Below are 20,932 nucleotides of genomic sequence, written 5' to 3'. Positions count from 1 at the left end.
TCGGCCGGTACCGCAAACGACGTTTCTTCCTGCGGCAAACCTCTGTAAACGCTCACCAAAATGGGCGTTTGTGGACGGAAACTAGACTAGCGGGGGCTCACAGCCGCAAACAGGACCTCAGGCTCGCCATGTGAGATCGCGCCGGAGGCGCCTGACAATATAACATAGCGCGTCCCGCCGCTATTCGCGTGGCAGGGACTGGATTTTGCGCACTCTCTGGGAAGCCACCACCTGGTCGGCGCTTGCCGGAACACATTGGGGGCCGGTGAAGTAACCAGCCTTCGAGCATATTTGTGGCGTTGCGCCGTCCATCGCACCGTCCTCGCAGGCCTGGCACATGCGCTCTATGGCGGCGCGCACCTGCAAGGAATAGTCCAAAGCGGCAACGGCAGGTGGATTGGCGGGCTGAAAAACCTCACCCGGCTTGATGTTCCTGAACCAGAGATCGACGTGGGCCGCAACCGCCGCAGCGTCGCTGAGATCGACGGGATTCTTGCCGGGCCTCGCGATGCCGACCGCTGCAAGCGGCAGCCGTGCTGCCGCATGGCAGGAAAGGCACGACGAGTTGAGATTGTCGGCCGGGCCGTTGGCGCGCCCCTGAAAGCCGAGGAACGGCCGTTCCTTCCAACCGGACAGCTTCGCCTTGATGGCCGGATTGACCCAACTCTCCTTGATGTCGTCGCCAACCACGCCCTCATCTTCGGCCCAAAGCAACACCGCCGGAACAAGGTTGTCGAACAGTCCATCGCCCTTCGTTGGGCCCATCCAAACGAAGGTGCCAAACACCCAGCCCGTACTGGTGGCGTTGTTGTCGCGGACCCCAACGTCGAGTTGCAGCAAGTTGACGTCGCGGGTCTTGCGACCGCTGGTCTCGGCGGGGAAGCCAATGCCTTCGGGATCGATATGGGCCTTGTAGACAGGTCCACCGTTCAGATAGTCGACCTGGCCGGCGAATTTGCCGAGGTTGGCGTCGGTGAACAGGAACTTTATGGCGACAGTGCGATCAGCGAACAGAAGTTTTTCAGGCACGGCGGGCGAGCAAGGATCAGCAAAGACCTGGTGCAGCGCGACGGCACCGGGGTCATTGTAGAAGTTTACGGCCCACACCTGCGAACCGGCTTGCGAAGTCTGCGAAAGCTGGTGCGTTCGAGGTGCCAGTTCCTTGGTCAGGCCCATGAGCGGCTCGCGGCCTAGTTTGCCGTAGTCCATCCATTCAGACATCCACCATGGCTCATTGCCGGTTCCAACCAGGCTGTTGTCCTTGTAGTGGAAGTAAGGTCGGACCGTTTCGAGCACGGCCTGCATGTAGTGCTCGGGTTCGGTCGCAAATGGGATGGTGCTCCAGGCCGGTAGACCAGCGGATGACGAAGACGGGTAGTCGGTGCGCCACGCGGCGGTCGGCGAGATGCCAACATCGTACATGGAACTTGCCGAAAACGTCTTGCAGCGAGCATCGGCTTGGCCGGACCAAAGAAGACCGGCAATGAAGGAGATGATGATGGCTACGCGCATTTTAGTGATGCTCCAAAAGCGCGGCCATGCCTCTGCGCAAACGTCCCTCGACGTTGTCTATCAGCGCAATGCGCCGCATCGTGTTCACCGGATAGCTGCCGTCCAAAAGCAACTTCATTTCGAAAGACGGCTCAATTCGCCTTAGTTCCCGCAAGGCGCCGCGAAAACCGAGACCGTCATTGGCGGAGGCCATCAACGCAACCATGTAGCGACGCGGCGGCGCAAAACTCGGCGACAGCTGGGCAGCAGCGCGCGCATGACGCATCGCCAACTGGTAGTTGCCAAGGCCAGCCGCGGCGATGCAACCATAGAACTCGAAGAAGTAAGTGGCACGCGTTCCGGCGCTCAGATCAACTGCACGGCGGGCTGAATCGTAGCCGCTGCGATAGTCCGACGTGGCAGTCTGGAGATTCGCAAGCGCCGCCCAAGCCAACGCATTCAGCGGATTGGCTTGAATGGAGCGCTTTGCAAGGCGCATCGCCTGACAGGTGTTGCCGCCGAAAAGATACTCGGTGTGGGCGCCAACGCACTGCGCCAATGGGTCCCCCGGGAACGCCTCGAGCGCTCGGGCGGCGATCGCCCCGGCCGGTTCATGGCTAGGCAGAAAATCGCAGGTCATGTATTGGAAATGACTGATCTGACGGATGAGAGCGCGCCACGCAAGCGGACCGCCACGTGGCGACATTTCGAAGGCGGCCGCGCATTGACGATCGGCAAGTGCAAGGTTCTCCTTGTCGAGGGTCATGGTGAGGAGGCGCGCGCTGCTGAAAAGCCTGAGCGCCAGATCGTGCCCGTCGGCCGGGCCATTGCCGCGCAGCAGCATATCAACCGCCGCATCCGTAGCATGCAAGACCATTGAGTAGAACTCAGAGGATGTGGCGGATTCATCAGCGTCCAAAACCAGTTGCGTGCTCTCGGCCCAAAAGACGCAGCCAGTGCTTCCATCGCTAATTGTCACGGACAGCGAGCCTCGCGGAGCGCCATCCCGAACGACGCTGCGCATCGCGATCACTTGCGCAGCCCCATCGAAGGTTTCGCATTCGGTTGCATTGCCAGCCTCGCAGAAAGACACTGAACGCACCTGCGTCCCGATGGCCTTCGACGCCAGTGCAAAGAACCTGCTGGCGAGTTGTCGGGCCGGGCCGCTTCCCTCGCAATCGGCGATGAACGCGACCGTCTTTCTGCGTTCAAGCAACGGGATCGCTTTCGAGGGAGAACGGTCGATACCGTCTCGGCATGGGTTTGCGCTCGCAAGACGCCGTCCGCGAATCCAGTCTTCGAAGCGCGGATCAGAAACATCCAGGTCCTCGAACAACTCGGCGTCCAGCCCCGCTGAAGCGGGCTGCTCGAACGAGGTTTGGAACAAGGAAGCGTCTAGCGATACAGATTGTCTATCGCTGTGCACTATCGCGCAATACGGCCCTAGCTGCCGCCTGATATCGCTGAGAGCCTGCCGAAGGCTGGCAGCCGCCTGATCGCGGCCCCGATCGCTCCACAGCCTGGCCTGCAGCCAAGTCCTGCTCCGCGAATATCCGGGCGAAAAAGCCAATAACGCAATGAGTCCGCGCGCCTTTTGCGATCGCGGGCTATAGTCGACCCCGGCTGTATCCAAGAGTCTAAATCGCCCCAACGCACGCAGCGTCAGCATGCCCGACCCCCACGCAACATTGAACTCTACTTTGCCAAGCTCAACTCGCCAGCGGCGTCACGGACAGCCGCTAGAGAAAAGGTAGCAACAGCGTGGCTAATTGGAAAGCGATTGCTGCGGGCGGTGCGTCAAATATTTTCTGACCGACAATGGGCCCGTGCACATAAAGGTTGCCGATTTGCCGGCATGAGCATTTCGACTTCCCAGATTTGACCTTGCGACGAAAGTGCCGCCATCTATTTCACGATTTATTCACGCGCAACCATCGCGTCGCGGAGCTATCGTTATTGATCAGTCCAAGCCTAGTGAACTGTACGACAGACAGGGGAAAATCATGCAGTCGCGCGTCTATTCCGTCGACGAGGTCCATGTCGAAAGCTTGTTCGTACCGAACCCTCCAGCAATCGCAGTGTCGGCGAAGGGAACTGTGCCGACGACCGGTTGGACCCAGCCGGATCTCGCGCCTTGGTCCTACATAGCTCCGCCCAAGGACGGCATCCTCGATCTCGACTTCGTTGCGACCCAGCCAACCGGAGTGGTTCTCGAGGTGATTTGTCCCATCAGCGTGACGAAGGCCTTTCAGATTCCAGCGTGGGTGCTCGGCGTTCGCGTCCATAGCTCGACGAATAAAGTCGAGGCTATGATCGCCGGCGCCAAAAAGCCGAGCGAAGCAGAGTTGGCTGGGGAGGGTATGCCCCTGCCATGGCCATTTCCGTGGTGGGCGCCCCGCAGCAAGCGTTCTTGATCGAACACGTGACGCACAAACTGCCTCTTAGACTTAGCCAAAACGCAGGAGGGGACATATGGAACGTCCAAGTTCGATATCGATAAAAGATTTGAACAAACTGGTCCCAAAGGCCGTTACGTCAGCTCTCAATCGACAGCGCTTGAAGAGTATCAAGGCGGCGCCAACGTTCTTTCCAGGACATGGCATCGTTGGCTTCGTTGTAAGGGACCTTGCCGGTCAGCCGTTTGACGCCGCGGCAGCGCATTCGTTGTCGAGCGACATCGCCGGCACAATCGGGCAAGGCTCAGTTCCAGCAACCCTGATGCTGGGACCCGACATCGTCGTTGGGTTCTTTCCAGCCGAACGTATTTGACGGTTCGGTCATGTCCAGGCAGCCACTTGCTCCGGCGACCAGGTGCCCAAGCGCACAGCCAGGGATGAGAGACGCCCTTGTGTTGGGCGTCGTTCTTCCAACTGAGGCGGGGAATAGAGTTTCCTACCTGAACGAAGAGCTCGTTGCGACCGACGAGGTCCTCGCGACCGCCCATCCCGTTCCGTCGACGCAGATATTCCGCCTCTCGGCTGTTTGTGAAGAGCGCAAATGCCTCCATTTCGATGGAGCCAAATGCAACTTGGCGTCTCGCATAGCTACGCAGCTTCCAACCGTAACCGACAAGCTTCCGGCTTGCATGATACGTCGTACCTGCAGGTGGTTCGCACAGGAAGGGCCTCCCGCGTGCTTCAGGTGCCCACAGATTGTCACCTCTGCCGAAGATCCTGTGCTCACCTCTCTCGCCATGCCTAATCCCGGTGAGGGCCCGGATCAGGCGGCAAGCTTATGAGCCTTGTGTGGAGATGAAATGGGTATTCTGATCGAAGGCAAGAGGCGCCGGCTGCGCGGTGCGCCACGAGCGGCCTCTATCGAAGTGCTTGGCTTGGAAGTGACCCAGGCGATTCAAAACCTAGCGCACCAAGTGCCGCTAATCCGCAGTAAGTCGACGGTAGTCCGCGTATATGTGAAGTGTACGGGCCTGACGGCAAAGCGTGACCTTCGCGGCGAGATAGCAGTGGCTTCGGCGCCCGGGGCTCCGGCGAGGTACGTTCCTTCAACAAAATCCATAATTATTTCAGACAAAGATCAACCCGATTTAGGCATGCAGCGAAGAAACGCTGAAATGAGCCTCAATTTCGTCCTGCCTATTGACGTTTGTTCGTGGCCGACTGTCAGTATTTCTGTGAATCATATCCGCTCTGCGGATACCGACCTCCCCTTGAGTGGCGATCTAACGACAACGCTTCCGCTGATCGATTCGCCACCGCTCAGGATCAAGGTGGTTGGCTTGCGCTACCTCTGGACCAAGCCCGGCGGCACGCAAATCGATGTCTCACCGGAAGCCTTTCACTTTGATTTCCTGCGATCCTTTCTCGGTCGCGCCTATCCGGTTCCCTCAATCGAGTGGTCGCAGTTGGTCGTGCAAGCGAATCCGCAGTTCGCACCACCGTTCAGCGGCCCGCAAACGCCAGACGGAGATGATCCGCTATGGCGTGCAAAGCTGGCGATCGCCCACAACCAACTCGCGGTTTTACGTGCCAAGGACATTGAAGCGGGTACTGATCCGCGCACCCACTACTACGGACTGGTCTCTGATGCGTCGGCAGGTCTGTTCTTCCGTGGTGCCGCAAAGGACATTCCTCAAGTTCCCGATCCGTCCGTTGTAGCTGTCGGCCCAACGGGCAATCCTCGTCAGTATCCGTCGCTAAATTGGGACAAGGACGCTTCGTACGGGGACTGGTACGCTGCTCATGAGTTGAGCCACACGTTCGGCCGCTTTCATCCCGGCTTCTGCGGTCAGGATGCCAGTGATGGGACGTTCCCATATCCCGATGGTCGCATTGGCGATCTCCAGCACGGCGATATGATCGGACTCGACGTCGGAGACCCGACTCTCAACATACCCATGGCCGCGCTTCCGCACGAGAAATGGCACGACATCATGTCATATTGCGACGATCAGTGGCTATCCTCCTACAGCTACGGCGCCATTCTCGACCGCCTTAAGTTGGAAGATGCGGCATTTCGGGTTGCATAAGAGAAACGCGATGGAAAACGAACTCATCTTCGGACAGTACGCGCACGTTGCCGGTACATTCGATCTGTCCGCGAAAAGCGGCACCATCGACTATGTTACACCGATCAAAACGGCGCAGCGTGCAGCAGAAGCGCCAACAGGGACGATTCATCTCATTGGTGAATCACACGATCAGAAACGCCTGTTTGACCAGGTAGTGCACCCTCAACGAAACTCCTGCGCTCCCAATGCAGCGCAAGGTACCTTCGAGGCGGTCATACCCGTCAACCCAAGTCTCGGTTCAATACGACTGGAGATTGATGGAAAAATCGCCGCGGTGTTCCAGCGTGGCCAAAAGGTGCCAGCAGCTTCTTTGTCTCTAGGGCCCCCAGATCCGGCGCGGCCGCACAGAGTCATGGTCAACGCACCGCCAAGTCAGGTTGCAAGTGAAGGCGTTACCTACACCGTTCAAGCCAAACCTGGGGGTAGCGAAAACTGGCAAACCTTGGCGGTGGGGCTACCGGTCCCGCAAACGTCGTTGGACGTAAATCAATTTCCTGGCGCCAAGAGCGTGGAAGTCCGTGTGCTGCAGTCGGACGGCTTTTCCGAGGAACAGATTTTTCAGGAGACAAAGCACTTTTAGGCGAATCTGGCCGGTTATCTGGAATAGCCAGGTGTGGGGTGGATCGGGATGCTTCGCCATGGACGAACATATCTGACAGGCCCGGTCGAGTGAGCGAGTCCGCTGCTTATGGCCGCGAAAGTCAACAGAGCGGAGTCAGACGGAAGGCCGAAATTCTGAAGCGTTTTTCCTTTCGAAGGAGACCTATGATGCTATCTCGTTTCACATCTGGGGCGACGACCGCAACTGCCGCCGCCGGAGCGACGGTGCCGCCTCATTCCCAAATCGAACCTATCGAGGACATCCGTGCCTCCTTCATCGACAAATTTCAGAAGAAACGCATTGAGGATGGTGAGCGACCGGCGGAACGGGCTGTTTTCCGCAAGCAGCACGGCGTCGCGAAAGGAAAGTTGGTTGTGGCCGATACCTGCCCAAAGCTATTTCGCATCGGGCTATGGGCAGCCGGACCGTATGATGTGTGGATGCGTTGGTCGAGCGATGCGCCTCCGGATGTTCCGGATCAGCGGAACAACACCCTGGGCTTCGCGCTGAAACTGTTCGGTGTGAACGGCCCAACACTGGCAACCGACAATCCGCTCGCAGCCACGGCCGACTTAATTTTTCAAAACAGTGACATCTTCTTTGTCGACAACGCACAGGAGATGGCTGCGATCTCCTCCGATGTGGAATCGCAGCCATTCACCGCGATACACAAGCGCTCGTTGCTGATCTTGAAGGAGATGGCCAAGGAGGAAAAAAGCTTGGTGGCGGCACGTTACTTCAGCACGCTGCCATATGCGCTGGGAGAAACGATCGTCAAGTATCGTCTCCGTGCCGATAAGCCGATAGAGGCCGATACCCCCGGTCCCTCTCCGAACTATCTCGCGGAAGATTTGAAGAAGCGGCTGAAGGCCGGTGCAATTAGCTTCCTGATCGAAGCGCAGCAGTTCGTTGATGACAGCGTGACGCCCATCGATCGTGCGACCGAACGCTGGGAGGAAGCGACTTCTCCTTTCGTTGCGGTCGCACGGTTGGATATTCCCGCACAGGATATCGACCAGGCCGGTCAAGCCGCTTACGGCGAAGGCCTCGCTTTCTCACCATGGCGGTCACTGTATGAAAACAGGCCGCTTGGGTCGATCGCAGACGCAAGGCGCATCTCCTATCCAGCCTCGGCAGCGGTCAGGCGCAGCTTGAACGGACAGTCGATGCAGGAACCCGACCAACCGCGCTGAACGGTTCGACGCAATCCCGATGGCAAGCCGCCGCCGGCACGCGCCATCGCTTCTTGCGATCTCCCGCCACTTTCGGGAATCCCTCAAGCTCAAGGCCGCATGATGATAGATGCCAGTGCTATTGCAGAATTGAAAGTCTATCCCCCGATCGGCATCGCGCGCGTTGGCAATGCGACAGGCGCCGATGACTACGTCATCGGTCCTGAGGTGATCGGAGGTACACCGACCTTGCCTGGCACGGCACCGGAGAAGCCGGCGCGATATGTTGACGACTTCCGGTCCGCAAACGGAGAAATCAAGCGGCAGGCTGCGCGCTTTCGTATTTACGCGCATATGAAGGACGGCAGCGTGCAGGAAGTGACTGCCGCGTCCGCAAAGATCGAATGGCGTGTCACGGTCGCGAACCTCAAGGCCGGCTGGTACGAATTCAATCAGGCTATGGACCTTGGGCCCCTTAGCCAGAACGCCCTCCAGCGAAATCGCGATCTTGTCCTGCCGGATAGCCGGTGGCGGCTCGATATAGCGCCGACGCCGCGGAGCATCGCCAGCCCGAATGCTGGCCCGATCAAACTGGACGACGGCGCGTTCTGGGGCTCGCCAATCTATCTCGGCGAACTTCGTACCGATGCGGATGGGCGCCTGATCTTCCTTGGCGGCAGGGGCACCTCGCAACCCTTCCATCGAGGATCAAGGCCTCTCACCTTCGCCAACAATTCGGGCTGGCACGACGATGTCTGCGACGGCCCAGTGCGGGCTGAGGTTACATTCCCAGGACGTGCGCCGATCGACGCCGAGCCAGGTTATGTTTGCGTGACGCCGCCAAACTACGCGCCTGGCCTGTTCGGTCTCGTGACGATGGACGACGTTGTGCGAGAAGTCTTCTACGGCAAGACGTGGATTGCGAGGCCGACCAAGACGTCGTTCACGAGCGACGTGCTGCCCGTGTTTCAGCGCCTGACCGGATTGCAGTGGGTCAATCACGGGCTCTTCATTCTGCACGGCTTTGGTTCGGCACTCGACGCTCAGAATCCGCAGGTCGTGGCGAAGTTGAACGACGCTTCTCCAGCGAATGCAGCGTGGCGGAAGACCGTACTGTCAGTGTTTCGAGACCCCGATGCAACAACCCCATTGGTCCCCGATCAGGTTCCGCAGATCTTCGGCGATGCCGCGGATGAATTCTTCGGCAACCCGCCTATGCCTCCGAATGCGCTTCTTGCCGTGACGAAGACGCAGTATGCGCACCTCCGACGCTGGGGGGATGGCGACTTCAATGCCGATTGGCCGAGGGCCGCGCCGCCGATCCCTCCGAGTTTCTCCACCCTGCCAGCTGAAGAACAGGTGAGGCATCTGGAGCGCGCTTCATTGCATGATTGCCTTGGCGGACCGTTCCATCCCGCGATAGAAATGACCTGGATAGTTCGAATTCCACTACTCTGGAAATGCGCATATCGCCTGAATGTGCTGCCGGGCGAGCAACCCGCAAAGCAGGACTTTGGCCAAACCCTGACACCTGCGGTCTGCACTGGTGCCAAAGGTCCCTACGATGGCGCGGCGGCCGGGTGCCTTACCCGTTTTCTCGGCGTGCCCTGGCAAACCGATCACACCTCATGCAATTCTGCGGCAGACTATTTCCCCTCGACCTTTCTGTCGATGCCAACGTTCTGGGGACCGCGCTCCCCGGACCAGGTGCTCGCGGAAGGCAACTATCTGCGTGCGGCCGTGATCGTTCCTCTTGGGCAGCTCACGCAACAGCAGACCTTCAAGCATCTCATGCACAGGGTCGACTGGCTTCGCGACATTCGGGGTTCCGACTACTATGACAGGCTGTCGGCGATGATCGCGGAATGGGCCGAGCTCGGCATGGTGCTTCCCGTAAGGAACCCACCCGCCTCACTGCCCGTGAGGGACCCGCGAGTCGAGCAAGGACGCAACGAGAAGGGAGTGCCGATCGACGTCAAGAACGATCCGAAATTTCATGCGGTTGAAGACATTGAAAGCCTCTTTGCCTCGCAGACTACAGCGGGCGTTCTGCCATCACAGGCGGTGCGTACGGTGACTGCGCCACCCAAGCGAAGGTATCGGCAAGGTGAGATATGATCTCGGCAGCGGGCCGGACCGACTGTCTCGTGGTGGGAGCAGGCCCGGCCGGCGCAACCATCGCGCGTCTCTTGGCTCTCAAGGGGCGTGACGTCATCGTCGCGGATCCCGGCTTCCCTTCAGCCAATCGCCTTGAACTTCTCTCCCCAGCGTCGCTTGCCGTCGTCGCATTGGTGGGGCTTGAACAACTGCTAGACGATCCAGCAGTCGCCCGGCGCTGCCTTGGCGTTCGCAGGAGGCAGTCCACGGGCAATTGGGACTATGAAGATTTCCTCCGTCATCCGTCTCGCACCGGCTACGTGGTGGACCGCGTTCGTTTCGAGCGGCAGCTTCGCTCAGCTGCTGTCGCTGCCGGAGTCAAATTCGTGCAATGGCGCGCGACTGGCGTCACGGCGGACGGCGGCGTCGTCTTTCGGGAAAGCGGCGGAGCCGGAACGACAGAGCTTATGTTTGCCAACATGGTCGTCGATGCTACAGGCCGCCGCGCCGCGATCGCGCGCCGCAGGGGCGTGCGGCTTGCCGTTCGGGATCGCATGGTCGCGGAATTGATGGATATGTCCGTCAATGCCGTCGCGCACAACGCGTCATGGCTCGACTACTGGAGCAACGGATCGAATTGGTGCTACCATATTTGCGGACCAGGTGGGTACGCCCAGATTTGGCGAGTCCGCGCCTCGGGAAAGCCTGCGAGAGACGCCCTATTAAGCGTGGACGCGTCATCGACCGTTCTCTCCGCGGCTGCGGGCGAGGGGTGGATTGCGGTGGGTGACGCTGCCATCGCATTCGATCCGATCGCCTCCCAGGGTTTGTTCAATGCGCTGTCTTCCGCTTTGGTAGCAACTGGAATGCTCGTCTCGGCCGATCAAATTAGCTTGGCCATGGCGAGGCACTATTCCGAGGCAGTTACAGCTACATTCCTTTCATCGGAAGCGGGCCGCATCAACGTTTACAAAAACAGTTCGGTGCCCCGACGCATTGGTCTCACTGTGAGCGACCGAACGCAGTCGTGGCCTGATGCGGCCGAACCATTCCCCTCAATGATCGCGCCCGTCCAAGATCGGCAAGTTCCGAGCAGTGTGGAGATCACAACGCTTGACGTCTGAACCATATCCCTAAGTCGCATTCCTGGGAAAACGGGGCCCGAAATGGATCTTGCATGCACAATAGTTATTGACGCCGACTCTAAAATGTATTCCTATCAAAAATATCTTTTTTTCTTACTGGCAGACTGCCAACATGAGTTCTACTTTATTTTCGGGAGAGGAAGATAGAAGCTATGTCGGAGTTTCATTTCAAACGATCCAATAATACACCAAAGAACGAACCCTTTTTTAGAATATCAGCCGTTAACTTTCCGTCATTGAAGGGAATGGCGATCCAGGACTTGGACATGGCACCGGGCGAACGTCGCACCGCGCATTTGCATCCCAATGCCGCACAAATGGATTACTGTCTCCTTGGGACCGGGGAGGTCGGCATTATCGGCCCAAACGGCGATCAGCATATTATTACTCTGGAGCCGGGAGATGCAGCCTTTGTTCCCCAAGGCTATGTGCATTGGGTCGAAAATAAATCCAGTGAGAACGCCCGTTTCATACTGATCGCAGCGCACGAGAAACCTGAGACCATTGAAATACAAAGCATATTCTCATTGCTTCCGCGCGATCAAAAGTAATTTTGGACGTTACCACGATTTTTAGGCTAAGCAATCTATGTTCGCTCCAAGGCGCAACACCGCTTTTCAATGGATCCGTGTGCACACCGAGTCTGCCGGTGGTGGCAAGCATGAGCCGTTCTCTGGCGGCGGAAACCTTTCCCTTCCCTTGGATGCCGACATTAACCTCACCCAGTTCGATACGGGTTTGCCGATCGCTCAAACACACTTATCCTTGGCTCAAGCCATTCATATCGTCGGGATCCCGAACGACCCTTCCATGTCTCCCGAAGATGAGCTCATCAGCCTTCTTCAAAACGCCGCTGAGGTCGAGCACGGGCTGATGCTTCAATATCTCTATGCATCCTACAGTGCGACCAACCAACAGATCGCAGGTCAGCTCAGACAAATCGCCATTGAGGAAATGGGGCATTTCATCAGCGTCCAAAATCTCCTGACCGCCTGCGGCAAGCCCCCTTACTTGGGACATAGCGATTGGGATAGCAAACAGAACCTGTTCCAGCCGTATCCGTTCAGACTTGAACCTTTGTCTGTCGAGGTCTTAGCAAAGTTCACGATTGGGGAGATGCCAGATCGAGCCACGGTTCCCAAAAGTATTCTGCCCGATCTGCCGGAGATCGAAGCCCAAGCCGACCTAGCCGCTGGCGGGTCCGTTGAAGCCCATCGTGTGGGTTTGCTTTACATGAAGATCTACTGGTTGCTCCGCGACAATGATCTTCCATTGCCGAATCCTGCAGATGAGCCTTGGAAAGGTTTTCCTGTTGCAGAATTGGCCACTACGCCGGAGCTTGCAGGAAGACATGTTCACATCGGTTTTGTGACTGACGCGTCAGCCTTGAACGCTCAGCCTGAGCATTGGAAGGGCACATTCACTACCGTTATCGTGAAGGTCATCACCGGGCCGTCCGCGGCTCGCGATGGAATTGCCGAGATATCGGCGCAAGGTGAGGGTTTCGAGGGAACGACCGATGACCACTTTGAACGGTTCGTCGATGCTTGGCGGGCAGCAAAAAGCGCCGGTACGATAGCAAATCCTATTGCGCTCAACCCTTACTACGGGGCTCAGAAACCCGAGGGCGGGGGAGATAGGATCGACACTGATATCGGGATCCTGTGCGCCAAACTGGGTGACCAGCTATACGAGCTCGCGCTTCTGTGCATCGCTGCGAGCCTCTTGCTTTCTTCCGATGCAGCGCCGGTGGCAAGGCCAAATGCTGCGCAGGCGGCGATTTTTGCGATGAGGCAGGGGCTGGGAGAGGTCGCGAGGGTACTAAGGACGCTACCCGTTAGCGAGCCGAATCCCACCGGAAAACTCTGCGGCCTGCCGTTCTCCACAGCTCCAATAGATGTCGCGCCAACGATCGGAGCGGTGCTTGATCGCGCCGATGCCGTCGTCGCGGATCTCCATAGCCTGGCCGACCAAATTGGCCAGAGTTCGGAAGAGATAAGCGTGATGATTATGGCTCAGGGTGTCACCTCAGTCCTCGACGACGATATTATGCCTCGGCTGCAATTGCTGAGATCCTGACCAGAAGTCTTTAATCGCAAATGGGAGAGGGAATGATGTCGAAAGTCTATAAGATCCATCCCGGCATGGGCATCATGCGTGTAGGGCCGAGTAAGCTGGGTTTCTTCCTGGCAGCGGAAACGGGTGCCTCTCAGGCGATTGATATCGACACCGGTGGAAGCGACGTGCCTTTTACAGGTTACAAGGACGCTGCAATGATGATGCGGCGACAAGGCGCGCGGTTTCGTGTTTACGAGTATGACCGCAACGACGCCACCGGCGCTCTTTCTTGGGTGCGCGAGGTCACTGCAGACGATGCGACAATCGAATGGTCGGTTAAGCTGACAGCCTCGAAGGCCGCTGGCAAGCTGATGGGTGGGACGACTGGACCAGATGGAAACGATACTATCGTACCCGGCCAGAGCGATCGCAACGATCCTCCTGCAGGCTTTACACGCGCCGATCTCGCGGCGTCTGTCGACCTTTCTGTGACTGGCAGAAACGCGGGACCGGCACCTGGCGCGGAACCGGTGGCCCGGATAGTCGGCCGGGATCTTTTCATCGGTGAAGCCCGGACAGATGCGGCCGGGCGCCTCATCGTGCTTGCCGGGCGGGGAGTTGCCAACAGCTGGGAAACTCCACTTCGACGAACAGAGAATTTCCTCAACAATCCGACTTGGTACGACGACGTCGCTGACGGAAGCGTCGATGCAATCGTCACTCTGCCCGGTGCCTCGCCGGTCAGCACCATCGGAGCTTGGGTGTTCGCCGCACCGCCTGACTTCGCCCCGGACATCTATCCGCTGACCACACTGCTCGACATCGCGGAGCAAGCTGTAAATGTTCCACTGCCAAATCCTTTGACGTATCCGCAGGATATCGAGCCCCTTCTGAAAAGGGCCGGGAATCTCTATTTCGTCAGTAAGCGGAATGGTTGGGGTATCGTCAAGAAGCTGCTAGAGACCAGTACGGATCTCGGCAAAAACGATGCTGGCGCAAAACCGCAACGGTCTCAGTTGCGCGATGCCGTGATAGCTTCAGTTAGCCAGATGAGCCGATGCAGCCTAACGACAAGGCAACAAGCGATCCTTCGAAGCTGGGTCGATGGGGCTTTTGATGAGCACGCCGACGCGGGTCGCTCTCCGTCTCCCGCGGAAGATCTCGATCGCACGAGCCTTGAGCATTGCGTTGGGGGTGGCTTCTTGCCGGGGATCGAGGCTGGAACTGTGTTGCGTCAGGCTACAATCTATAGCGAGTTTGGTCGGATCACCCGCGGCACGTTCAGCGATTGGAATGGCGAGACCTACCAGATGGACCCAGGCTTGATCTCATCTCGGATGGCCTGCCCCTGGCAGGCTGATTTTACCGAGTGCAACACGAACTGGTGGCCAGCGCAGCGCCCTGACTGGGCAGGACGAAACACGGCGGGACAGGGCGTAGAGTGGGATCGCGGCATCATCGTTAGTGGGAACGACGCAAGTTTTGAAAGCCACAAGAATATGATCGACCATTTCGCTCAGCTCGGTGTCGTTGTCCGCTCCGGCAACAACTTCATCGAGATAGACAGGGACCCGTCCCTCGATACGGGTGTCTAACGGCGGCGATGGAAGTTGACGCGGCGATTGTTGGAGCCGGGCCTGCCGGATGCGCTGCGGCGATCCGATTGGCGCAGGCAGGTGCGAGCGTAGTCCTCTTCCGACGAATGGAGGCTTTCGGTCCCAAGCCGGGCGAGGTCATCTCCTCATTGGCGAGGGAGACGCTTTCTGAACTCGGCCTGCTTCAATCGTTCGACACTCTCGGGTTTCCGGTTCTTGCAGGAAGCATTTCAGCTTGGGACGAGCATCTGCCTACTTCACGGGATGGGATTGTCGATCCCTACGGCTTTGGTGCGATTGTTGACCGGCACCGCTTTGAGGACTGGCTGATTGCGAGCGCCAGGCAAATGGGAGTTTCAATCCAATGCAGCGGGCGCAATCTTGATGTCAAACCGGATCGCAAGGGGTGGAGGATAGAGACCTCGGATCGCGAAACCGCCGTTATAAGCCCAGTCGTCGTCGAAGCGACCGGACGGTCCAGTGGATTGCTGGGAAAGGGACGGCGTGTCGGAACCGATAGTCTGGTGGCGATTCTGCAATATGGCCGACAGGATGATGTGGCTGATCAGCGTATGCTGGTTGAGGCAAGTGCCCACGGCTGGTGGTATGCGGTACCGCTGCCGGACAACAAGGCGGTAATTGCCTTTCTTACAGATGCGGATCTTCTGAAAAAAAGCGCGGGCTCCCAACGGGTGTTCGTCGAGGACGAACTGGCAAGGACATCGCTTCTTCGGGAATTTTCCGCACAACTCATCAGCCGTGACTATGTTTGCGGGTATCCTGCCAATAGCAGCATACGTGAGTGTATCAACGGCTCAACCTGGGTCGCGATCGGCGATGCCGCCGCGACGTACGATCCTCTGTCAGGACAGGGGATTTCAACGGCTCTCGCGAAAGGCGCATCCATTGGCAGACTGCTTGCCAGCGGTGACAAGCTGTCGGCCTGTCTGGATGCTTATGCGGACGCGGAGCGCCAAAGCTTCTCGGCCCATCTTCAAACCCAACGGGCGACTTATTCACGCGCAGCGCCTCGCTTCAATTCGCCCTTCTGGACAAGACGAACTGTGTTGGATTCGTCTCACTGACATTTTTGACGCCGCTCTTTCCCTAGCATTCATACGTGAAATCGAGTTCACATTGTCGCTGCTCACTCTTCTTCGACGCCAATGGGTCAGCGAAGGATCGCAACGAACTGGTGTGCGACGCGGTCAACGCCCCGAGGATTTGAGATGGCGGAACGATCTTGGACGGGAGGTCACCCCGATCATGGGAAAGTCGCAAGAGGCGCTCGACGCATCGGCAACCGAAAGGCCTCGCGCGAGCTTGATCGCTGATTGGAATGGTTGATTTTGAGCATGGTCGATGTGCTGTGCACCAGTCGGAGCGTCCGCCTAAGGAGAAGTCAAAGCTTGCCTCTAAAGCTGAGATGAGGCGCATTGCCGGCCGGCAGTATTGGGCCGGAAGCTGTCAGTCTGGCCTAGCCCGATCTCGTGAGCTGAACCTGTCTCGTGGGCGCTTTTTTCCGCCGTGCGCCAGGCGTCGGACGACCTTCAGGTGGACACGTGCCGGTCGCCCACCTCTGAGAGCCACCCAACCGGCCTGCTCCTCGGCACCATGCAGACCCATTACGAGACTTGGAGACAACACATAGCAGGGCCCCTGTCGCGACAGCGCGCCTCGGTCTCACTTCGGAAGCTCGATCTCTCGATCCTCGGTGGCGAGCAGGTCACCGATGGCGATTTCGCGATCGTGCTGGACTTCGCCTTGAGCGACACTGAACGCAGGCGTCTCGTTCCGCCGGTGTTCCAAGCGAAGCGATACACGCGTCGGGACGTAGACGTCTCCCAATGCAATGCTGTCTGAGGCTTTCAGCGGCATATGCTCGCCCGGAACACTTGCGCCGCCGCGTACATATTCCACCAGAACGGCACAGAAAATGATCTAATTCCCCCTTTCCTCCTTTTGTCAAACCGGTGGGAGCGGTTTGCCATGGCCACCGAACCAGTGCGATCGAGGGCTCGGTGGAGCTGGCCACCTATCCCATCACGCAGCTGAATGGTGGACTTGAGAGCGCACCTGACGCGGGTGATCCCGACGAGACCCTGAGAATGATCTATAAGGCAACACCCCGTCCTTCCTTGCGATAATCTCCGATAATGAGAGCATCTCAGCACGCTACGCTTCCCAACTGTACTGGCTCGCCCAACAGCTCAAACAGTATAGGCAAGACAGTGAAATGATCGTTCTCGCATAAGGTGGCCATTTCCGAACGAAAGACGACAGAGCGGCTCAGATCACCTTCGAAATCTTCAGCGACCTCCTACGCTTCATCTGCTCCTTCAAGAGGCGGTCAGAACTCCGGACTTGGATCTTCCGATGCAACAAGCCAGGTTCGGTAAAGGCTGGCGGCTTCACCGAGGCGCGCATGATCTACTAGGGTCGGAGAGCCGGTCCGGTGAAAGATCGTTCCGCCGTGGAATATGCAGACAGCGACCCACTCCCACCGCCTTTTCGTGATATGGTCTGATCCACGTTGGAGATGGTCGCGCGATGTACGTCAGAATCCTGAAGGTGTCGAACATGCGATCGGTCGCCAAAGGACGGCTCGATCTTGTTTATCCCGGTCGACAGTGCGACGGGGCATTCCGAAAGGGCTTCCCGAACTGGCCGCCCAAGCTGTCAAATGTGAACGTACTGCTGGGGATCAACGGCGCCGGCAAGAGTACCATGCTCGACGCCATCCCTGACGCGTCACCGTATCTGGCTCAACGTCATGATAGATGGCTCGTTCGACACTCGAAGTTGGCTCACCCCGGCATAATGTTGATTGTGAATTATCTGTTATCATCCAGGCGCTTCGGCGCCTGGATGATTTCTAAGCAGTGATCGAAGGTAGCTACTTGAACCGTGCCGTGACGATGACCTTCGAAGAATTCACCGCTCAACTGAACGGCTCCATCTTTTGGAAGGAGTTCACGTTCTCCCAAAACCAGTTTTCGCCGCGGCCAGGTCAGGAGTTGGAGCTCGCCGACAGCTTCGTATGGCTCGGTGAGACTGCGTTCGTCATCCAGATGAAGGAGCGCGCGAAGCCGACGGACGATCCCGAAGTCGAAAGACGCTGGTTTAAGGATGCGGTCCGCCGAAAGGCAGTTAGTCAGGTCAAGGACTCCATCCGTTTCCTCAAAGAGCACGAAACAATTTCGATCGCCAACGGACGCGGTCAGCGCTACGACGTTCGCGGCAGCGATCTCCGACACATTGAAAAGGTTGTTCTCTACGCCGCTGGCCCGTCGTTGCCAGATGAATGCCGGCGCATCCAGTACCACGACAGCGAGACTGCTGGCTTCATCCACATCTTCGAGCGAAGCGACTATAGCCTGGTGGTCAAGACGCTTGCCGTCCCCGACGAAGTTCGGCGGTATCTTCAGTATCGCGAGAAGGCGCTGGTGAAGCTCCGCGCCATCAAGACGGCAGTCGTCGAGAGCGACATCCTTGCTGCCTATATGTCCGATGAAAACATTCCTACCCCGTCGTCCCACAAGCACTTGGATCGTCTTGTCGATGACGCGGATCACGTAGACCTGTCGGTGATCATGAACCGTCTCGCCGACCACATTCAGAACCCGGACCACTCTGGCGATTACGCCCGCATACTCTTAGAGTTTGCCAAGTTGCCGAGGTCTGCCTGGAGGGCGGCGAGGGAGAGGCTGGATTTGTCGATCGGGGCGGCCAAAAACGAGCATTTCGAAAAGCCCTACAGATTCTATTTTCCTGAAACTGATTGCAGCTTCATGTTCGCACCGTTCCCTCCTGGCAAACCCACGACCGGACAGGAGGGTGAGCAAGCCCGAACAATTGGCCTCCAAAACCTCACGACGGCCGCGAAGTATCTGAGCAAGGCCAGGCGGGGCATCGGGGTGGTCGTCTCGAAGGATGGCGAGTTCCTGCACCTGGACTGGTGCCTGATCGATGAACCATGGATGCACGACCCCGAGTTCGATGCTCATTTGGCTTCGAACAGCCCGTTCCGCGACATCAGGGAAAAGCGGATGAACGGGTACTACTTCGTCAACGGATAGACCAAAGCTGTCAGACATATAGCAGTGTTATCACACCGGAGCCTCCTGACTGGAAGCTGATCTCCCTGCTCGCGGAGGACACCCTTTCGTACAGAAGCTGGCCACGGGCGGAGCTCCAGAAGGCGGTCCGATCATCCCGGCATCGTTCGTCCATGCGGCACAGGCATACCGGGCTGCTTCAACTCCCCGGGCCGCCGGCTGAGCTAGTCGGTCTGCTCGTTCAAGCAGCACATCGCATGATGTCGGTTGCCGGGCGATTATCGGGTTCAGAGCAGACTGTCAGCTTCTAGCGTTGGGGTCTCGCTAGCGGACGGCCATTGAGCATTGGTCATTGCTAATTTTCCGCGTACTCGATCTCAGCCGAGCATGGCATTATCGAGAAGCAGGATGGTAATCACGCCCTCGCCCGGCACCCTAAACGACTGCTCGGTGATCTCGTGCCGCGGAGCGGCCCAATTGTCGAACCACGCGTCAGCTCCAATCTTCCTAGGGAAGTTCTGATCCTGAGTGTTCGCGTTGTGCAACAGTTCGAATGCGAAGCTTTCGCGGTCGAGATCGGCCTTCGGGAACCAGTATCCTGGGATGCCGTCGGCGGAGCGATGCCACTTTCGTCCTCCGGTTCCATGCGTGATCATCATGGCATTGCCATAAAGCCCGCTATGTACCATTCGGATCAGCGTCGCCGTCATGCTCGTGTTGAATGTGGCGGCGACGGACTTGAGGGCTTTGAGGTCAAGCCGCTTGTGCCCGCTGCACTCGGCCTTGAACATCCTCCACGGCATGAGGAGATCCGCGGCGTACTGGTCCGCTGCGCGCTCCACCGTGTTTGTCTTCGAAAACTTTCCGATATCGGCGGCGCGGCACGCGACGGTCTCGCCCCTATGGTGCGCCCAATGTCCCATCTCGTGCGCGATTGAGAAGCGCTCGCGCTGGATCATGCTGCCTGGAGTGACAGAAATGATGCCGTTGTCCCCACGGCCCGTGATCATCGCCTCGCAGCACTTCAAACACCTTCGCTTGATCCGGAGGCCGACATAGTACGCGATCGCCTCAAGATCGATGTCGCGGGGAGCCGTGATGCCGAGAGACCTAAGGAGGGAGTCGGCAGACAGGTTCCTTGGGATCGGATCAATTCTCTTCATCATCATCATCAGCTTCGAGTTCGGCAATGTCCTCCAGGATGACGTCGAGATCGCCGTCCATCGAGCCGTCTCCGAAACGAGCCGCCAGCGTTAGTTCGGCCGTTGGATCACCTGCCTTCGCCCTCTCATACAGCCTCCGAGCCTTCTCGAGCCCCAAGGGCGTGACATTGTGCTTCATCGAAGCAGTGAACGCACCTTCCCTCGCGCGCTGCAATCGGGCTTTCGCCAGACGTGCTTCTCCATCTTCGGTCGCCTTCTGAAAGAGACGCAGGCTTTCCGCGTCTTCAGGACCTACAGGCGTGTCATCGGCCAGGATGAACTCCAGCAGGTTGTCTATCGCGTCCTTCTTACCGTCACCCATCAGGAGCGTCCTTCCTTCGCCTGATACTCGACGCATAGCTTATCGATAAGCCGACTCAAACGCGTCCGGAGCGTGGCGAGTTGCTTCACATCGACGCCCAGCGCCTCTTGAAGCTCTTTTCCCTTCATGTCGCACTGTATGCCCGTCCATAGCAGCTCCAGCCCTTCATCGTCGGCAATGCGAGCCTCCAGCACCTTCGCGACTTCCTCCAGCAGAATCTTATCCCGGAGGTCTTCGGAGTCGTCGTTGGCCGCCACCAGCGAAAGATCGTCGGGCCGAACCACCGCTAGCTTGTTCTTGAGGCGAACGACCTTCCCTTCGTCGGTCAGAAACATGCGGTCGCTCACGAGACTCTTCATCGCGCCCGCGAAGAACACCGTGAACGGCTTCGACGTCGGCCAGAGCCGTCTGCCCTCAGCCATGCGGACATAGGCTTCGCTGATCAGCTCGTCAGGGGAGACGTACTTCCCCTGCCCTGCAAGCGCTTTCGCCGCGTTGACGATGTTGCGTCGTTCGATCTCGGACAAGCCATGATAGGCCGCCAAGGCGTCATCTACCGGATGACAGCGGTCGTCCCCACCTTGATCCACGAAGCTCTCCGAACGTCGACTTCTGGAAGTAATCCTAACACAGCATCCCGGCGATCCCCCATCCCGTTGCACA

The 20,932-nt window shown here is 58.2% G+C and carries 19 protein-coding genes; 13 read left to right on the top strand and 6 right to left on the bottom strand.

Translation table 11 applies throughout. The annotated features are described in order from the left end of the window. Positions 1–180: 180 nt before the first annotated feature. Both NKH16_RS26645 and NKH16_RS26640 read right to left on the bottom strand, forming a co-directional pair. A complete protein-coding gene (locus NKH16_RS26645; protein WP_352902694.1) occupies positions 181–1,512 on the bottom strand; it encodes a hypothetical protein in 1,332 nt (443 codons plus the stop codon). A gap of 1 nt (position 1,513) precedes the next feature. Continuing rightward, positions 1,514–2,878 (bottom strand): hypothetical protein, encoded by a 1,365-nt coding sequence (locus tag NKH16_RS26640; RefSeq protein WP_352902692.1) that lies wholly within the window; start codon positions 2,876–2,878, stop codon positions 1,514–1,516. 616 nt (positions 2,879–3,494) lie between these two features. Here NKH16_RS26640 and NKH16_RS26635 point away from each other — a divergent pair. The 11 genes from NKH16_RS26635 (at position 3,495) to NKH16_RS26585 (ending at position 15,772) form a co-directional block, all read left to right on the top strand. Further along, complete coding sequence (locus tag NKH16_RS26635; protein ID WP_352902689.1) at positions 3,495–3,905, top strand: hypothetical protein; 411 nt, start codon at positions 3,495–3,497, stop codon at positions 3,903–3,905. A gap of 58 nt (positions 3,906–3,963) precedes the next feature. Further along, positions 3,964–4,260 carry a hypothetical protein gene (locus tag NKH16_RS26630; RefSeq protein ID WP_352692935.1) on the top strand — a complete coding sequence of 99 codons (297 nt, stop codon included), beginning with the start codon at positions 3,964–3,966 and terminating at the stop codon, positions 4,258–4,260. A 487-nt stretch (positions 4,261–4,747) separates the two neighbouring features. Then, a complete protein-coding gene (locus tag NKH16_RS26625; protein ID WP_352902686.1) occupies positions 4,748–5,977 on the top strand; it encodes a hypothetical protein in 1,230 nt (409 codons plus the stop codon). 10 nt (positions 5,978–5,987) lie between these two features. After that, positions 5,988–6,599 carry a hypothetical protein gene (locus NKH16_RS26620; RefSeq protein WP_352692931.1) on the top strand — a complete coding sequence of 204 codons (612 nt, stop codon included), beginning with the start codon at positions 5,988–5,990 and terminating at the stop codon, positions 6,597–6,599. A 188-nt stretch (positions 6,600–6,787) separates the two neighbouring features. After that, the gene (locus NKH16_RS26615; protein ID WP_352902683.1) at positions 6,788–7,813 is read left to right on the top strand and encodes a catalase family protein; all 1,026 of its coding nucleotides are present in this window, start codon (positions 6,788–6,790) and stop codon (positions 7,811–7,813) included. Between the two features lie 99 nt (positions 7,814–7,912). Continuing rightward, positions 7,913–9,910 carry a LodA/GoxA family CTQ-dependent oxidase gene (locus NKH16_RS26610; RefSeq protein WP_352902680.1) on the top strand — a complete coding sequence of 666 codons (1,998 nt, stop codon included), beginning with the start codon at positions 7,913–7,915 and terminating at the stop codon, positions 9,908–9,910. Beyond that, complete coding sequence (locus NKH16_RS26605) at positions 9,907–11,013, top strand: NAD(P)/FAD-dependent oxidoreductase (protein ID WP_352902677.1); 1,107 nt, start codon at positions 9,907–9,909, stop codon at positions 11,011–11,013. Before NKH16_RS26610 ends, NKH16_RS26605 begins: the two co-directional genes overlap by 4 nt. 173 nt (positions 11,014–11,186) lie before the next feature. Then, the gene (locus NKH16_RS26600; RefSeq protein WP_352902674.1) at positions 11,187–11,585 is read left to right on the top strand and encodes a cupin domain-containing protein; all 399 of its coding nucleotides are present in this window, start codon (positions 11,187–11,189) and stop codon (positions 11,583–11,585) included. A 37-nt stretch (positions 11,586–11,622) separates the two neighbouring features. After that, positions 11,623–13,113 (top strand): ferritin-like domain-containing protein, encoded by a 1,491-nt coding sequence (locus tag NKH16_RS26595; protein ID WP_352902671.1) that lies wholly within the window; start codon positions 11,623–11,625, stop codon positions 13,111–13,113. Between the two features lie 35 nt (positions 13,114–13,148). Next, positions 13,149–14,687 (top strand): LodA/GoxA family CTQ-dependent oxidase, encoded by a 1,539-nt coding sequence (locus NKH16_RS26590; RefSeq protein WP_352902668.1) that lies wholly within the window; start codon positions 13,149–13,151, stop codon positions 14,685–14,687. 8 nt (positions 14,688–14,695) lie between these two features. After that, positions 14,696–15,772 carry an NAD(P)/FAD-dependent oxidoreductase gene (locus NKH16_RS26585; protein WP_352902665.1) on the top strand — a complete coding sequence of 359 codons (1,077 nt, stop codon included), beginning with the start codon at positions 14,696–14,698 and terminating at the stop codon, positions 15,770–15,772. Positions 15,773–16,370: 598 nt separating this feature from the next. Here NKH16_RS26585 and NKH16_RS26580 read toward each other — a convergent pair. Beyond that, a complete protein-coding gene (locus tag NKH16_RS26580; protein WP_352902662.1) occupies positions 16,371–16,565 on the bottom strand; it encodes a hypothetical protein in 195 nt (64 codons plus the stop codon). 672 nt (positions 16,566–17,237) lie between these two features. Here NKH16_RS26580 and NKH16_RS26575 point away from each other — a divergent pair. Both NKH16_RS26575 and NKH16_RS26570 read left to right on the top strand, forming a co-directional pair. Next, the gene (locus NKH16_RS26575) at positions 17,238–17,573 is read left to right on the top strand and encodes a hypothetical protein (protein WP_352902659.1); all 336 of its coding nucleotides are present in this window, start codon (positions 17,238–17,240) and stop codon (positions 17,571–17,573) included. After that, entirely contained in the window at positions 17,570–18,766 is a 1,197-nt protein-coding gene (locus NKH16_RS26570; RefSeq protein WP_352902656.1) for a hypothetical protein, read from the top strand. The genes NKH16_RS26575 and NKH16_RS26570 overlap by 4 nt, the downstream gene beginning before the upstream one ends. 356 nt (positions 18,767–19,122) lie before the next feature. On the opposite strand, the gene NKH16_RS26565 is transcribed toward NKH16_RS26570, so the two are convergent. From NKH16_RS26565 to NKH16_RS26555, 3 genes are read right to left on the bottom strand one after another with little or no spacing between them, the layout of a single operon-like run. Beyond that, positions 19,123–19,917, bottom strand: a complete 795-nt coding sequence (locus NKH16_RS26565) for an ImmA/IrrE family metallo-endopeptidase (RefSeq protein ID WP_352902653.1) — start codon at positions 19,915–19,917, stop codon at positions 19,123–19,125. Next, positions 19,895–20,269 (bottom strand): hypothetical protein, encoded by a 375-nt coding sequence (locus NKH16_RS26560; protein WP_352902650.1) that lies wholly within the window; start codon positions 20,267–20,269, stop codon positions 19,895–19,897. The genes NKH16_RS26565 and NKH16_RS26560 overlap by 23 nt, the downstream gene beginning before the upstream one ends. Then, positions 20,269–20,859 (bottom strand): transposase, encoded by a 591-nt coding sequence (locus NKH16_RS26555; RefSeq protein ID WP_352902647.1) that lies wholly within the window; start codon positions 20,857–20,859, stop codon positions 20,269–20,271. Before NKH16_RS26555 ends, NKH16_RS26560 begins: the two co-directional genes overlap by 1 nt. Positions 20,860–20,932: the final 73 nt, after the last annotated feature.

Source organism: Mesorhizobium sp. M1307 (assembly GCF_040318155.1).
Classification (GTDB): domain Bacteria; phylum Pseudomonadota; class Alphaproteobacteria; order Rhizobiales; family Rhizobiaceae; genus Mesorhizobium.
This window is presented reverse-complemented; position numbering and strand designations above follow the sequence as displayed.

Bases quoted from the DNA above. Each gene is read 5' to 3' on its own strand.
- NKH16_RS26645 (WP_352902694.1), bottom strand. From the start codon at position 1,512: ATGCGCGTAGCCATCATCATCTCCTTCATTGCCGGTCTTCTTTGGTCC.
- NKH16_RS26635 (WP_352902689.1), top strand. From the start codon at position 3,495: ATGCAGTCGCGCGTCTATTCCGTCGACGAGGTCCATGTCGAAAGCTTG.
- NKH16_RS26630 (WP_352692935.1), top strand. From the start codon at position 3,964: ATGGAACGTCCAAGTTCGATATCGATAAAAGATTTGAACAAACTGGTC.
- NKH16_RS26625 (WP_352902686.1), top strand. From the start codon at position 4,748: ATGGGTATTCTGATCGAAGGCAAGAGGCGCCGGCTGCGCGGTGCGCCA.
- NKH16_RS26620 (WP_352692931.1), top strand. From the start codon at position 5,988: ATGGAAAACGAACTCATCTTCGGACAGTACGCGCACGTTGCCGGTACA.
- NKH16_RS26615 (WP_352902683.1), top strand. From the start codon at position 6,788: ATGCTATCTCGTTTCACATCTGGGGCGACGACCGCAACTGCCGCCGCC.
- NKH16_RS26610 (WP_352902680.1), top strand. From the start codon at position 7,913: ATGATGATAGATGCCAGTGCTATTGCAGAATTGAAAGTCTATCCCCCG.
- NKH16_RS26605 (WP_352902677.1), top strand. From the start codon at position 9,907: ATGATCTCGGCAGCGGGCCGGACCGACTGTCTCGTGGTGGGAGCAGGC.
- NKH16_RS26600 (WP_352902674.1), top strand. From the start codon at position 11,187: ATGTCGGAGTTTCATTTCAAACGATCCAATAATACACCAAAGAACGAA.
- NKH16_RS26595 (WP_352902671.1), top strand. From the start codon at position 11,623: ATGTTCGCTCCAAGGCGCAACACCGCTTTTCAATGGATCCGTGTGCAC.
- NKH16_RS26590 (WP_352902668.1), top strand. From the start codon at position 13,149: ATGTCGAAAGTCTATAAGATCCATCCCGGCATGGGCATCATGCGTGTA.
- NKH16_RS26585 (WP_352902665.1), top strand. From the start codon at position 14,696: ATGGAAGTTGACGCGGCGATTGTTGGAGCCGGGCCTGCCGGATGCGCT.
- NKH16_RS26580 (WP_352902662.1), bottom strand. From the start codon at position 16,565: ATGCCGCTGAAAGCCTCAGACAGCATTGCATTGGGAGACGTCTACGTC.
- NKH16_RS26575 (WP_352902659.1), top strand. From the start codon at position 17,238: ATGTACGTCAGAATCCTGAAGGTGTCGAACATGCGATCGGTCGCCAAA.
- NKH16_RS26565 (WP_352902653.1), bottom strand. From the start codon at position 19,917: ATGATGATGATGAAGAGAATTGATCCGATCCCAAGGAACCTGTCTGCC.
- NKH16_RS26560 (WP_352902650.1), bottom strand. From the start codon at position 20,269: ATGGGTGACGGTAAGAAGGACGCGATAGACAACCTGCTGGAGTTCATC.